This window comes from Pseudomonas sp., assembly GCF_049653025.1.
Lineage (GTDB): Bacteria > Pseudomonadota > Gammaproteobacteria > Pseudomonadales > Pseudomonadaceae > Aquipseudomonas.
The window spans coordinates 275730-288450 of record NZ_JBASFM010000006.1; the positions used below are offsets into that span (position 1 = coordinate 275730).

12 protein-coding genes are annotated in these 12721 nt (G+C 63.1%); 4 read left to right on the forward strand and 8 right to left on the reverse strand.

Annotated elements, in window-relative coordinates:
• Positions 1-25: 25 nt before the first annotated feature.
• The 3 genes from WBK23_RS04355 to WBK23_RS04365 are packed head-to-tail and all read right to left on the reverse strand — an operon-like array spanning position 26 to position 4787.
• Complete coding sequence (locus WBK23_RS04355; RefSeq protein ID WP_424482748.1) at positions 26-1585, reverse strand: FGGY-family carbohydrate kinase; 1560 nt, start codon at positions 1583-1585, stop codon at positions 26-28.
• Complete coding sequence (locus WBK23_RS04360; RefSeq protein WP_424482749.1) at positions 1582-3189, reverse strand: glycerol-3-phosphate dehydrogenase/oxidase; 1608 nt, start codon at positions 3187-3189, stop codon at positions 1582-1584. Before WBK23_RS04360 ends, WBK23_RS04355 begins: the two co-directional genes overlap by 4 nt.
• A 2-nt stretch (positions 3190-3191) precedes the next feature.
• Positions 3192-4787 (reverse strand): FAD-binding oxidoreductase, encoded by a 1596-nt coding sequence (locus tag WBK23_RS04365; protein ID WP_424482750.1) that lies wholly within the window; start codon positions 4785-4787, stop codon positions 3192-3194.
• A 124-nt stretch (positions 4788-4911) separates the two neighbouring features.
• Between WBK23_RS04365 and WBK23_RS04370 the strand changes: the two genes are divergently transcribed.
• A complete protein-coding gene (locus WBK23_RS04370; RefSeq protein ID WP_424482751.1) occupies positions 4912-5934 on the forward strand; it encodes an AraC family transcriptional regulator in 1023 nt (340 codons plus the stop codon).
• Between the two features lie 75 nt (positions 5935-6009).
• Here the strand turns inward: WBK23_RS04370 and glp are convergent, their stop codons facing one another.
• Positions 6010-7224 carry a gephyrin-like molybdotransferase Glp gene (glp, locus tag WBK23_RS04375; protein WP_424482752.1) on the reverse strand — a complete coding sequence of 405 codons (1215 nt, stop codon included), beginning with the start codon at positions 7222-7224 and terminating at the stop codon, positions 6010-6012.
• A complete protein-coding gene (gene moaB, locus WBK23_RS04380; RefSeq protein ID WP_424482753.1) occupies positions 7221-7760 on the reverse strand; it encodes a molybdenum cofactor biosynthesis protein B in 540 nt (179 codons plus the stop codon). The genes glp and moaB overlap by 4 nt, the downstream gene beginning before the upstream one ends.
• Before the next feature lie 67 nt (positions 7761-7827).
• Between moaB and mobA the strand changes: the two genes are divergently transcribed.
• Together mobA and WBK23_RS04390 are read left to right on the forward strand one after the other, a co-directional pair.
• Positions 7828-8424, forward strand: coding sequence for a molybdenum cofactor guanylyltransferase MobA (gene mobA / locus WBK23_RS04385; protein WP_424482754.1), 597 nt, complete (start codon positions 7828-7830; stop codon positions 8422-8424).
• 74 nt (positions 8425-8498) lie between these two features.
• Positions 8499-8720, forward strand: a complete 222-nt coding sequence (locus WBK23_RS04390) for a YgdI/YgdR family lipoprotein (protein ID WP_424482755.1) — start codon at positions 8499-8501, stop codon at positions 8718-8720.
• Between the two features lie 90 nt (positions 8721-8810).
• Here the strand turns inward: WBK23_RS04390 and WBK23_RS04395 are convergent, their stop codons facing one another.
• From WBK23_RS04395 to WBK23_RS04405, 3 genes are all read right to left on the reverse strand, one after another.
• Positions 8811-9695, reverse strand: a complete 885-nt coding sequence (locus WBK23_RS04395; RefSeq protein WP_424482756.1) for a chemotaxis protein CheV — start codon at positions 9693-9695, stop codon at positions 8811-8813.
• Between the two features lie 61 nt (positions 9696-9756).
• The gene (locus WBK23_RS04400) at positions 9757-9993 is read right to left on the reverse strand and encodes a glutaredoxin family protein (protein ID WP_424482757.1); all 237 of its coding nucleotides are present in this window, start codon (positions 9991-9993) and stop codon (positions 9757-9759) included.
• 45 nt (positions 9994-10038) lie between these two features.
• Positions 10039-11205: a DUF5610 domain-containing protein gene (locus WBK23_RS04405; protein ID WP_424482758.1), complete on the reverse strand. Its 1167-nt coding sequence runs from the start codon at positions 11203-11205 to the stop codon at positions 10039-10041.
• Between the two features lie 214 nt (positions 11206-11419).
• Between WBK23_RS04405 and WBK23_RS04410 the strand changes: the two genes are divergently transcribed.
• Positions 11420-12685, forward strand: coding sequence for an OprD family porin (locus WBK23_RS04410; RefSeq protein WP_424482759.1), 1266 nt, complete (start codon positions 11420-11422; stop codon positions 12683-12685).
• The last annotated feature ends 36 nt before the right edge of the window (positions 12686-12721 follow it).

Sequence of the window (12721 nt, forward strand, 5' to 3'; positions counted from 1 at the left end):
TGGGTATCGCTGTGCTCAACCCATCCTACGCGGGATAACCGGTAATGCGCCGAATGGTCTGATACAGCGGCTTGAGTTGTTTGTACATGCGCTGGTAGACCTGCGTGTACAGCTGCTGATACACGCGCTGCGCCTCGGGGTTGGGCGTAAACACGTCACCTACCCGGGTCATGGCTTTGATCGCTGTCGGGTAATCCGGATGCAAACCCAGACCCACGGCACAATTGATCGCCGCACCCAGGCCGCTGGTTTCATACAGATGCGGACGCTCAGCAGACAGGCCAAAGATATCGGCAGTCAGCTGCATCGCCGCATCGCTCTGCGAACCACCACCGGAGACGCGCAGGCGAGTGATGCGCGTGCCCGAACGCTTCTCGATCTTCTCTTTGCCCTGACGCAGGGCATAAGCCAAGCCTTCAAGAATCGCCCGGTAGATATGCGCGCGGGTGTGCACGTCGCCAAAACCGATGATTGAGCCCTTGGCCTCCAGACCCGGTTCGCGGATGCCCGGCGACCAGTAGGGCTGCAGCATCAGGCCCATGGAGCCGGCCGGCACGCTGTTGACCAGCTCATCGAACAACGCCTCAGGCTCGACGCCCAGCTCCTTGGCCCGCTGCATTTCACGCAGGCCAAATTCCTGCTTGAACCAGCTGACCATCCAGAAACCGCGATAAATCATCACCTCGGTGTTGAAGTGATCGGGAATCGCCGACGGGTATGGCGGAATCAGCGGAATGGTTTCCAGGTACTGGCTGCGCGTGGTGTTGATGGTCGCCGTGGTGCCATAGGACAGGCAGGCGGTGCTCGCTTCAACGCCGCCAGCGCCGAGCACCTCGCAGGCCTTGTCGGCACCAGCAGCGATCAGCGGCAAGCCTTCGGGAATGCCGGTGTGACGGCTGGCCGCCGCGCTGATATGGCCGAGCAACTCACCCGGCTTGCGCAACTCCGACAACTGTTCGCGGCGCACCGGCATGGCCTGCCATTTCCAGTCGCTGTCCTTGGCCCACTGCAGGCGTTTGTAGTCGAACGGCAAATAGGCCACGCAACAGCCCACCGAATCGACAAACTGGCCGCACAGGCGATGGGTGAGAAAACCCGAGAGCAACAGCACCTTGTGCGTCTTGGCCCAGATCTCCGGCTGGTTCTGTGCGATCCAGTTGACCTCGGCCTGAGCGCGGAAGTAATCCACCGTGGCCTGCAAACCCGCCAGCTTGAATAGCCAACCCCAGGGCCCTTTGATCCGCCCCTCGACCTTGGCCTGGCGCTGATCCAGCCAGAGCATGGCCGGGCGCAGTGGCTGGCCCTGTTGATCAACGTTAATCAGGGTGCCGCGCTGGGTGGTCAGGGACACGCCCTTGATCAAGCTGCGGTCGATATCCACCTGCTGCCACAGCTGCGTACAGGCCTGGCCCAGGCTGGCCCAGTAATACTCGGGGTCCTGCTCGGCCCAACCGGGCTGCTTGGAGTAATAGGCCTCAAGCTCCACCTTGCCCTTGGCGAGCAGGTTGCCCTGAAGATCGAACAACAGCGCCCGGATGCTCTGGGTGCCGTTATCGATGGCCAGCAGGTAACTTTTCTCGCTCAAGACGCGGTCCTTCCTATTGATCGATCTTCTGCCGGCAGGCTGTAGCAGCGCTGCCAGAGTTGCAGATAGTCCTGCTGTTCCTGCTGCCAGCGCGCGTCATCCCAGCCCAGGCGCGGCTGGCACAACGCACGAACTTTCGGCAGCTCGGCCACCGCGCCGCGCGCCAGCAGCAGGCCCAAACGGGTACGCCGTAGCAGCAGATCATCCAAATGCAGCACCAGCTCCTGCTCGGCGGCCCAGGCCAACTCGGCCCACAGCGTGTCCGTGCCAGCCACCGACTCGACACCCAGCTCGTCGAGCAGCGCCAGCAGCTGCGGCAGCGCCCGGCCATAGCGACCGATCAGGCGTTTCTGCTGGGCGGGACTTAGCGCGGGCATCGGCTGACTGGGCACGGGGGCAAAGGTCGCCGCGCCCTGATCGGCCACAGCGCGCCCGACAAAAGGCGCACAGGTCTGCAGCACTTCCAGGGCCAGCAGGCGGAAGGTGGTCAGCTTGCCGCCGGCCAGAGTCACGCAGCCTGGCTCAACCCATAGCGCATGCTCGCGCTTTTCATCCGAGGGTTTGCGCCCTTCGCTGCCGTCGCTGACCACCGGGCGCACGCCGGCCCAGGTCGAGAGCACATCTGCAGCGCTAATCCCGGCAGCGGGGAATTGCTGGGTACAGGCGTCTAGCAGATAAGTCACTTCGTCCGGGCTGATTCGCGCTTCTTCAGCCAATGGTGCCGGGTGATCGAGATCGGTGGTGCCGATTACCGTCGCGCCCTCCCAGGGGAAGACAAACACCGGGCGCTTGTCCGCCGCGTGCATAAAGCTGAAGGCATGCGCCACCGGCAAGCGCCAGGCCGGCAGCAGCAGGTGGCTGCCACGCAACGGGCGGATATGTTCCAGGCCGGTTTTACGCCGCAACTGATCGGCCCAGGCCCCGGTGGCCTGAGCCACCACGCGGCTGTTAAAGCGGTACAGCTGCCCGGTTTCAGCATCCTCGGCCAACAGGCCGTTGACCTGCCCGTCAGCACGGCGCAGCTCGACCACACGCAGGCCGTTCAGCGCTTCGCCGCCTTCGGCGCGCGCCTCGCCCAGTACCCGCTGTACCAGCCGCGCATCATCGGTCACCGCATCGAAAAAGCGCGTGCCACCGAGCAGACCATCTTCCTTCAGGCCCGGAGCCAAGTAGCGCAGTTGCTGCAGCGGGTAGTACAGATGGTTGCGCTTGCCGGCCAGGGCGTCATACACCGCCAGCAGACCGCCAAATACCCGTGGGCCAGGGAAGCCGCCCTGGTAATGGGCCATGATAAAGCTCAACGGATCGACCAGCCCCGGCGCTTCCTGCAATAGGCGCTGACGCTCACGCACCGAATCACGGGTCAGGGCAAATTGGCCCTTGGCGATATAGCGCAGCCCGCCATGCACCATCTTCGACGAGCGACTGGAGGTGCCCCAGGCGAAATCGCGCTGCTCCAGCAGCAGGCACGTCCAGCCGCGCCGCGCCGCTTCACGCAGAATGCCGGCACCGCTGATACCGCCGCCGACCACGATCAGATCCCAATCCCGCGCGGCCAGTTCGGGCAGCGCCTGTTCGCGCCAGGCGGCGTTCCACTGAGTCATCATCAATCCTGAATCAGCACGCCAGGGGCCAGGCGCTGCTCGGGGTCGAAGTGCCCGGCCAACGCCTTGAGCGTGGCCATGCCCAATTCGCCCTTCTCCACCGACAGATAAGGCGCGTGATCGCGACCGACACCGTGCTGATGGCTGATGGTGCCGCGGTTTTCGGCGATGGTCAGGCTGGCGGCGTGCTTGAGCTTCTGCCAGCGCGCCATGGCCTCGGCGTAGCTGTTGCCAGGGCGAAACACGTAGGTGGTGTAGATGCTCGAACCTTCGTTGTAGACGTGGGACAGGTGGGTAAACACATGCACCTGCTCGCCCTCTTCACTCAGACCGTTGCGCAGGCTGGCCTCGACCTTGTTCAGCAGGCTGTCGACGTTGCTCCAGTCGGTGGCAGTTTCCAGGGTGTCCACCGCGTAACCGGCGGCCCACAGGCCGTGGCGCAGATAGGGGAAACGGAAGCGGTTTTCTGCCCACTTCTTGCCCAGCAGGGTGCCGGTAAACACACCATCAAAACTTTTCAGCAGCTTCTTCGCCTGTTTCAGCGAAGCGGCGTTCTGCGTGCGGCTACCGGTCACGCCGAAAGTCAGCATGCACTTGCCATCGCGGGCACCGCGCAGGGCCAGGTATTTCTCCAGCCAGGCGATCTGCTGCGGATGGCCGGCCAGGGCCAGTTGAGTCTTGGTTTCGATGGCATTGGACAAGCGCAGCATCGACAGCGGCACCCGCGCCTGAGCCAGGCTGCGAATGGCGTTCAGCGCCTGCTGCCAGTTGGGCAGGAACACCGCGTAGAAATTTTCCTGCTCGGCCAGTCGGGTAATACGCACCTTGACCTCGGAAATAATGCCGAAGCGCCCTTCCGAACCCATCAGGATTTCACGCAGGTCGGGGCCTGCGGCGGACGCCGGGAAAGTCGGAATATCCAATGTGCCGGCGAAGGTCTCAACCTTGCCACCGGCAAACAACTGCTCGATACGCCCGTAGCGCAGCGACTGCTGACCGCTGGAACGGCTGGCCACCCAGCCACCGAGGGTCGACAGCTCCCAAGATTGCGGGAAATGACCGAGGGTGTAGCCCTGGGCGCGCAGCTGGCTTTCCACCTGCGGGCCAGTGGCACCGGGGCCGAAGGTGGCGATCAGGCTGTCGTGGTCGATTTCGATCAGCTTGCCCATGCGCTCAAGCGACAGGGTCAGCACCGGTTTGCTGCCGGCCTGCGGGTTGATATGCCCGGCCACCGAGGTGCCGCCACCATAGGGGATCACAATCAGGTCCTGCGCGCTGGCCCATTCCAGCAGCTCGCGGATCTGCGCTGGGCTTTCCGGGTAAGCGACGCCATCGGGGAACACGCCGAAATCGCCGGAACGCATTGCCAGCCAATCCGGCAGGCTCTGGCCGCGGGCGTGGCGCAGGCGATCATCGGCGTTCAGGCAGATCAGCGGGTGCGCCTGCAGACGCGAAGCCGGCACCTTAGCCAGTACCTGCTCCAGGCTGGCATCGGCAAGCACCTGGCCGGGACCGACCAGATCCGCGAGAAAAGCCTCGCCATGCGCTGGCAGTTCCACCACTGTTGCCTCATCACCCCAGCCGTTCCAACGTCGCATGTGCTTCTCCCGGATATTTCAGTCACCCTTAATGGCTGCCTATACTAGCTGGCCGCTCAAAGGCGTCACTGTCGAATCGAGCCAGGCGTTATCGCCAATCAAGACATTCAGAATAAGCACAATCATGGAAAACCTCGGCTACACCTCTGTCCCTGCCCTGCTCAAGTACCTGCGCCATGCCGAACAGCTGGGTCTGGATATCGACCAGGCACTGGCAGCCGCCGGGATGACTGCCGAGGACCTGGCGGACAACGGCAGGCGCATGCCCAGCAGTACCCACGAGCGCCTTCTCGCGCACCTGCTGCAGGTGTCCGACGACCCGCTGTTCGGCCTGCATTGCGCGCGTTTTGTACAGCCAGGGTCCTGGAGCGTACTGGGTTATATCACCATGAACTGCGCGACCCTGGGCGAGGCCATGAGCCGCATCGTGCCCTATGAAAAACTGGTCGGCGACATGGGCGTCAGTCGGGTCGAGGCGGCCAGCGACCACGTTCGTCTGATCTGGACATGCCGTCACGACGAGCCCACCATTCGCCGCCATATGGTGGAAAACGTGCTGGCCTCCTGGCTGCTGTATGCGCGCTGGATCTCCGATTCGGACAGCTCGCCGCGGGAGGTGTGGTTCGAGCATGCCCTGCCGCCAGGGGTAGAGATCAGCGAGTACGAGGCCCTCTTTGCCTGCCCGATCCGCTTCGAGCAGAGCTGCAACGCGCTGGTCGTGCCGCTGGAATACCTGGCGGTGCCGCTGCGCCAGGCCGACGCCAACCTGCTGCGTACCCTGGAAGAACACGCGCTGACCCTGATGGCCGGGTTGGACGACAACGAGCCACTGCCGCAACGGGTGAAAAACGCCCTGCGCCTGCTGCTCAAGGATGGCTTGCCACGCAAGGAGCGAGTGGCGGAGAAATTCAGCATGACGGTGCGTACCCTGCAGCGTCATCTGCAGCTGGCCGGCACCAGCTACCAACAGATTCTCGATGAGCTGCGCCAGGAGCTGGCCGAGCACTACCTGCTGCGCAGCGACCTGGCGATTCAGGACATCGCCAGCTACCTGGGCTTTACCGAGTCGCGTTCATTCCACCGCAGCTTCAAGAGCTGGACCGGGCAGACCCCCGGCGAATTCCGCGAGAGCCGGCGCAAAACGTAGGATGGGTTAGCCTCAGGCGTAACCCATCAATTGGGCAGCATGGGTATCGCTGCGCTCAACCCATCCTACGCGGCCCTAGCCGAGAATCTCACTTAGCGGGATAAACCTCAGGCTATCGCCCTCGGCGAGCGTGGTGTTTTCCAGCACCTCGGCAAAACCCTCAGCCCAGGCCGCGCTGCGCAGCACCCCGGAGCTCTGGTTCGGGTAAGGCACCACCCGGCCGTTTTCCAGGCGCGCACGCAGGTATTCGCGGCGATTGCCTGGCTTGCTCCAGGTGAAACCTGCCGGCATCGGAAAGCCCAGCGGCTCGACCCGCTGCACGCCCAGACGACGCAGCAGATAAGGCCGTGCCAACAAACCAAAGGTCACCAGGGTTGAGGCCGGATTACCCGGCAAGCCGATCACCGGCACACCGCGAAACTGCCCGCAGGTGAGTGGCTTGCCCGGCTTGATCGCCAGCCTCCACAGCGCCAACTCACCCTCTTCGCGCAGGGCCATACCGAGGAAATCCGCCTCGCCCACCGACACACCACCGGTCGACAGAATCAGGTCAACATCGCTCAGTGCAGCCAACGCCGCGCGGGTCAGCTCCAGATCATCGAGCAGAATGCCGCCGTCCACCACTTCACAGCCCAGGCGCTGCAGCCAAGCGATCAGCAAACGGCGATTGCTGTTGTAGATTTGCCCTGGCCCCAGCGGTTGACCCGGCTCGACCAGCTCATCGCCAGTGGACAGCACCGCCACGCGCGGCCGCCGGCGCACCGTCAACTCGGCGCAACCCAGAGACGCAGCCAGACCCAGTTCAATCGGCCCCAAACGAGTACCGGCCGGCAATACCGAGTCACCGATACGGGTTTCCTGGCCCTGGGCGCGCACGTTCTGCCCGAGCTTTAGCGGCTCGCTAAAGGCAACGCGGCCGTCTTCACCGAGCACGGCGTTTTCCTGCATTTCCACGCTATCGGCACCGGCCGGCAAGGGCGCGCCGGTAAAGATCCGCGCGCAGGTGCCGGGCTGCAAAGGCGCAGGCGCGCTACCGGCCTGGATACGCTGGCTGACAACTAGCGGCTCACCCGTCCAGTCGGCCAGGCGCAAGGCGTAGCCATCCATGGCGCTGTTGTCCCAAGGCGGTAGATCCAGCTCGGCCAGCAACGGCTCGGCCAATACCCGGCCAGCGGCGTCGCTCAGCATGACCCGCTCACATTCAACAATCGCGCTGGCCTCGGCCTGCGCCAGCAAACGCGCCAGCGCCGCCTCAACGGGCATCAGCCCAGGTTTGTCACAGCAGCTCATCCACGGCTCTCGCAGGCAGCCACCTGTTTCAGGTGGGGCACGAAATTACACGGGCGATGACGGTTATCCAACTGCTCACCGAGGATGCCGTCCCAGGCGGTGCGGCAGGCATTGGTCGAGCCCGGCAGGCAGCACACCAGGGTGCCATTGGCCAGGCCAGCCAGGGCGCGGGATTGAATGGTGGAGGTACCGATATCAGCCACGGAAATCTGCCGGAACAGTTCGCCAAAGCCATCGACCTGCTTGTCCAGCAGACAGGCCACCGCTTCCGGGGTGCTGTCGCGGCCAGTGAAGCCGGTGCCACCGGTAATCAGCACCACCTGCACCTGGTCTTCGGCAATCCAGGTGGCGACCTGGGCGCGAATCTTGTACAGATCGTCCTTCAGCAAGACCCGTGCGGCGAGCTGGTGGCCGGCGGCTTGCAGGCGGTCGACAAACAGCTGGCCGGAGGTGTCGGTGTCCAGGCTGCGGGTATCACTGACGGTCAACACCGCGATATTCAAGGGCACGAAATGTGCCTCGGCCTTGTGGTTCATGGCAGGCTTCCAATTATGGGCGATAATGCCGCCGTTATATCACAGGCCCATCCCCGGAGGCTCCGCCATGCCCGCTCTCAGCACCCTGCCCACCTGCTCCGTACTGCTGCTCTCGGGTGGTCGTGGGCAGCGCATGGGCGGCCAGGACAAGGGCCTGCTCGACTGGCAGGGCCGTCCGTTGATTGCCTGGTTGCATGATTTGGTGCGCCCGCTCAGTGATGACCTGATCATCTCCTGCAACCGCAACGCCGAGCGTTATGCGCCCTTCGCCGATCGCCTGATTGCGGATGACTCTGTCGCGGATGGCAGTGGCGACTTCCAGGGCCCCCTGGCAGGCATTCGCGCCGGCCTGCGCATCGCCCGGTATAAGCAGATGCTGATCCTGCCCTGCGATGCCCCGCAGCTTGACCGGGCACTGCTCGAAGCACTGCTGCAGCAAGCCGGCGAACGCGCGGTGGTGGTGCGTCAGGGCGACTACCTGGAGCCGCTGTTCAGCGTCATTCCGCAGGCGCTCTACCCGGACCTGGAACAGGCCTGGCAAGCCGGCGAACGCAGCCCGCAACGCTGGCTGCGCAGCCTCGACCCGGTGACTATGGCCTGCCCGGTAGATGACCCGCGCCTGGCCAATTTCAATACGCCGCAATTGCTGGCAGCCCGCGGCTAACCCTCGGCAAGGGAACTTGGCCGGCACAGCCCCGTCTCAACCAGGGTAAACCTCTATCAATCAAGGAGAACCCTATGACTCAGCGGATTATTCCGGCATTCCTGTTTACCTTGGGCCTGATCACGCTGACAGGTTGTGCATCACCCGCGGTGATCACCCTCAACGATGGCCGCGAAATCCAGGCCGTGGACGAGCCGATCTTCGACGAGGACTCGGGCTTCTATGAGTTCGAGCAACTGGACGGCAAGCGCGCCAAGGTCAACAAGGATCAAGTGCGTACCGTCAAAGAGCTGTAAACAGCGGTGCCATTGCCAGCGTCTCCAGAGCGTGTGGCAGCCGTAAAAAAGCCCGCTTATCGCGGGCTTTTTTGTGGACGCTGGCAAGCGCTAATCAAGGGTTTCAAACGCACGCACCAATGACTTGCTCAGGTCGACGGTCGAGAACTTGGTCAGCACATCGTTGGCACCTACCGCCTTGGCCTTCTCGGTGTTCATGGTGCTGTCCAGCGAGGTGTGCAACAGCACGTAGATCTGGCCTATCTGCGGATCCTTGCGAATCGCTCGCACCAGATCATAGCCGTCCATTTCCGGCATTTCGATGTCCGACACCAGCACCTCTATCGGTTGCCCGGCGGCATGCTCGCTGTGCAAAAGCTCCAGAGCGGCGGCGGCGCTGCGCACCATCTGACAGTCCAGTTCCAGCTTGCGCAAGGTGATCATGGTCTGGTGCAACGCCACGTGGGAATCATCCACCACCAGTACGCGCCGCCCCCTGAGCAGGTTGCGCTCACTTTCCGACAGCTGCTGCTCGTCGAGTTCTTCGACAATCGCGGGCGCGAGCTCGTGCAGGACTTTCTCGATATCGAGAATTTGCACGATCTTGCCATCGATCTGCGTCACCCCAGTGATAAAGGCCTTGCCACCAGAACCCGCCGGCGGCGGGCGCACGTCACGGGTGTAGCACTGCACGATGCGCTCGACACTCTGCACATGCAGGCCCTGACGCGAGCGGCTGAGTTCGGTGACGATCAGGCAACCGTCGTTGTTGCCGGGCACGCCCTGCTCGCCGATGGCCTTGGCCAGATCGATCACCGTCAACGCCGAACCACGCAAGGTGGCCACGCCACGGACATGCGGATGGCGGCTGGGCAGCTTGGTCAATGCCGGGCAGGGAATGATTTCCTGAACCTTGAGCAGGTTAATCCCGAGCAAGCGACCACTGTGCAAACGAAACAACAGCAGCGATAAGGCATCACCCAGCACCATGCTCATCGATTTTCTTCCCTCAACAACGCTAATACCACGCGGCGCGATGCCCGCTTAACGATCACGCTCAACGCAAGAATTCCACAATCTGTTCGGCTTCGAACGGCCAGTCCAGCTCGGCACCGCTGTCGGTACGGCGCAGCACCGGGATGCGCAGGCCGTAGTGCTCGACCCAATCTTCATGTTCGGCGATATCCACCAGTTCAACCAGCAGGCCGTGCTCGACAAAAGGCATCAGCAATGCCTCGGCCACTTCGCACAGGTGGCAACCGAGCGTACCGAACAATTGACACTCCGGGATCATCTGCACGCCTCCACTCACTACGAGACGTGCAGTCTAGCACTTGCCTCAGGCGGAAGTGCCGGGTGCCTCGGGGCTGGCCGGCACCTGCGGCGCGAGCAGGCTTTGCAGGCCATCGAGCAGACGGCTGTTGAGCTGCTCGGCCTTGTCCAGACGGCCCGCATCGAAACGCTCATCGAGGGAGAACCCGCCCTTGAGCAGATCGAGCAGGCTGGACTTGCCCTGGCCTTCTTCGATCGCCTCATTGGCGCTGCGCAAGGCCTCCAGCAAGCCCTGGGCATAGTCGATCAGCGAGGCGTTGACGGCACTGGCGGCCTGCCCGCCATCTTGCGCCACGGCGCTGTAGGCATCGGTAGCCTGGCGCACGCTGGTCTGGGTCAGGCGCAGGGACATAGACGCCAGTTGCTCACCGTCCATCTCCAGAGCCATGGCGCGGTCGAAGGCACCGGACAAGTCGCCGGAGTAGAACTTGTCGGAGAGCTCTTGCACCTGGCCGAAGAGTTTTTCCAGCGCGCCGCGCTCTTCCTCGTCCAATTCGCCTTCGATACTGACCTGCCACGCGCCGATCTGCATGCTGCCCGACTGGCTGCTGGCCACCAGCGCACTGCCGTTGCCATTGCTGCTTGCGGCGACACTGCTCTGCGACCAGTTGGCCGAAGCCTGGGCAATGGAAATACGCAGGCGATCGCCATCACGGGTGGTCACTTCCATATCGAAGGTTTCCGCCTGGGCGGCAAAACGCTCGCTGTAAGCGGCCACGGCTGCGCTGCCGGTACTGGAGGGGGTGGCGACTGGGTTAAAACGCTTGTCCAGATCGCTGAAGCCGTCCTGGATCTTCTGGTAGGTGTCGTCGATATCGCTCGCCACCTTGCCTTGCAGCATGCCCATGCCGTCGAGAATCTTGCGCGCATCGGCAAAGCCTTTTTCCACGCCGCTGCGCGCCTGGGCGAGCAGGCCCTTGAGCTTGCTGGTATCGGCCCCGGCAGCTTCCTCGCTCTGCAGACGTCGCTCGACAAAACCGAGAATGCGCTCGGCGACTTTCTCCGGGGTGTAGTCGTCGGCCTTGCCCGCCAGCGCGCCAGGCGCAAGGCCCAGGCGTTCAGCCAGACGGTTGGCCAGGGTCGTCTGCGCATCGGCAACGTTGCGTACCACAGGCGGGCAATGGGTGGAGGATGAATGTGAAACGGAGGGTGACAGCGAGGCCAGAGGGTTCATGGCAAATTACCTGGGCGGTGTATCTGATTGGTTGGCGGCGGCAAGCGCTGAAACTTTAGCCGGATTGCCGGATAAACCGATCAACGGCAGGCCGCCGGCAACCTGCCCGCGCCGACCAAAGTCTAAGAGTCAAGCGCCCCACCACATGGTTTATTGCGCCTCGCTGTAACAGCTCGGTCACAAGCCGACCCGCACACACGAGGAGCTAACAATAATGAGCCGAACTCCCCTCGCCCGCGCTGTGGCACTCGCCGCACTGGGCACCTGCTTGACCCTGCCAACCCTGGCCCAGGCTGAATTTATCAAGGACAGCAAAGCCAGCATCGAAGCGCGCAACTTCTATTTCAACCGTGATTTCCGTGAAGGTGCCGGCCAGGCCAAACAGGAGGAATGGGCCCAGGGCTTCCTCCTGCGCCTGGAGTCCGGCTTTACCGAAGGCACCGTGGGTTTTGGTGTCGATGCACTGGGCAGCCTCGGCCTCAAGCTGGATTCCGGCGACGGCACGGCCGGCACCGGCCTGCTCAACCCGGATCGCTCCGGCGGCTCGCAGGACAACTACGGCGACCTCGGCCTGACGGCCAAAGCCAAGGTGGCCGAAAGCGTGCTCAAAGTTGGCACCCTGCAACTGAAGAACCAGGCCATTGGCTCCAGCGACAGCCGCCTGCTGCCGCAGGTGTTCCGTGGCGGCAACCTGGTCTCCAAGGACATTGCCGGACTGACCCTCGATGCCGGTTATCTGGATGAGGTCAACAATCGTAACTCGCAAGATTACGAAGACATGACCCTGAACACCTACGCCCTCAGCGGCATCACCTTCAAGGGCGGCAACAGCGCCAACCTGAGCAACGAATTCATCTTTGCCGGCGGCAGCTACAAACTGACCGACAGCCTCACGGGCGGCTACTACTACAGCAACCTGGAGGACATGTATAAGCAGCACTCGGTCAACCTGGTGCACGTGTTGCCACTGGCAGAAAACCAGTCGCTAAAAACCGACCTGCGCTACGCCCGCTCCAGCGATGACGGCCTGAGCAACGTCGACAACAAAGCCTTCGGCGCGATGCTCACCTATGCGCTGAGCGGCCACAGCCTCGGCCTCGGCTACCAGAAGATGAGCGGCGACACCGGCTTCGCCTACGTCGGCGGCACCGATCCGTTCCTGGTCAACTACGTGCAGATCGGCAACTTCGCCGCCAAGGACGAAACCTCTTGGCAGGCGCGTTACGACTTCAACTTCGCCGCCATCGGCATTCCCGGCCTGACCTTTATGACCCGCTACCTGAGCGGCGACAACATCGACCGCCCGGGCGCAACCGATGGCACCGAGTGGGAGCGCAACACGGATATCGCCTACGTGATCCAGGACGGCGCACTGAAGAACCTCGGCGTGAAGTGGCGCAACGCAACCATGCGCAACAACTTCAGCCGCGACATCGACGAGAACCGTCTGATTGTCAGCTACACCCTGCCACTGCTCTAAGCCTCAACACTTAAGCAGGTTGCAATAAAAAGGCCC

Coding starts and splice junctions, on each gene's coding strand:
- WBK23_RS04360 (WP_424482749.1), bottom strand. CDS start 3,189: ATGACTCAGTGGAACGCCGCCTGGCGCGAACAGGCGCTGCCCGAACTG.
- WBK23_RS04365 (WP_424482750.1), bottom strand. CDS start 4,787: ATGCGACGTTGGAACGGCTGGGGTGATGAGGCAACAGTGGTGGAACTG.
- WBK23_RS04370 (WP_424482751.1), top strand. CDS start 4,912: ATGGAAAACCTCGGCTACACCTCTGTCCCTGCCCTGCTCAAGTACCTG.
- glp (WP_424482752.1), bottom strand. CDS start 7,224: ATGAGCTGCTGTGACAAACCTGGGCTGATGCCCGTTGAGGCGGCGCTG.
- moaB (WP_424482753.1), bottom strand. CDS start 7,760: ATGAACCACAAGGCCGAGGCACATTTCGTGCCCTTGAATATCGCGGTG.
- mobA (WP_424482754.1), top strand. CDS start 7,828: ATGCCCGCTCTCAGCACCCTGCCCACCTGCTCCGTACTGCTGCTCTCG.
- WBK23_RS04390 (WP_424482755.1), top strand. CDS start 8,499: ATGACTCAGCGGATTATTCCGGCATTCCTGTTTACCTTGGGCCTGATC.
- WBK23_RS04395 (WP_424482756.1), bottom strand. CDS start 9,695: ATGAGCATGGTGCTGGGTGATGCCTTATCGCTGCTGTTGTTTCGTTTG.
- WBK23_RS04400 (WP_424482757.1), bottom strand. CDS start 9,993: ATGATCCCGGAGTGTCAATTGTTCGGTACGCTCGGTTGCCACCTGTGC.
- WBK23_RS04405 (WP_424482758.1), bottom strand. CDS start 11,205: ATGAACCCTCTGGCCTCGCTGTCACCCTCCGTTTCACATTCATCCTCC.
- WBK23_RS04410 (WP_424482759.1), top strand. CDS start 11,420: ATGAGCCGAACTCCCCTCGCCCGCGCTGTGGCACTCGCCGCACTGGGC.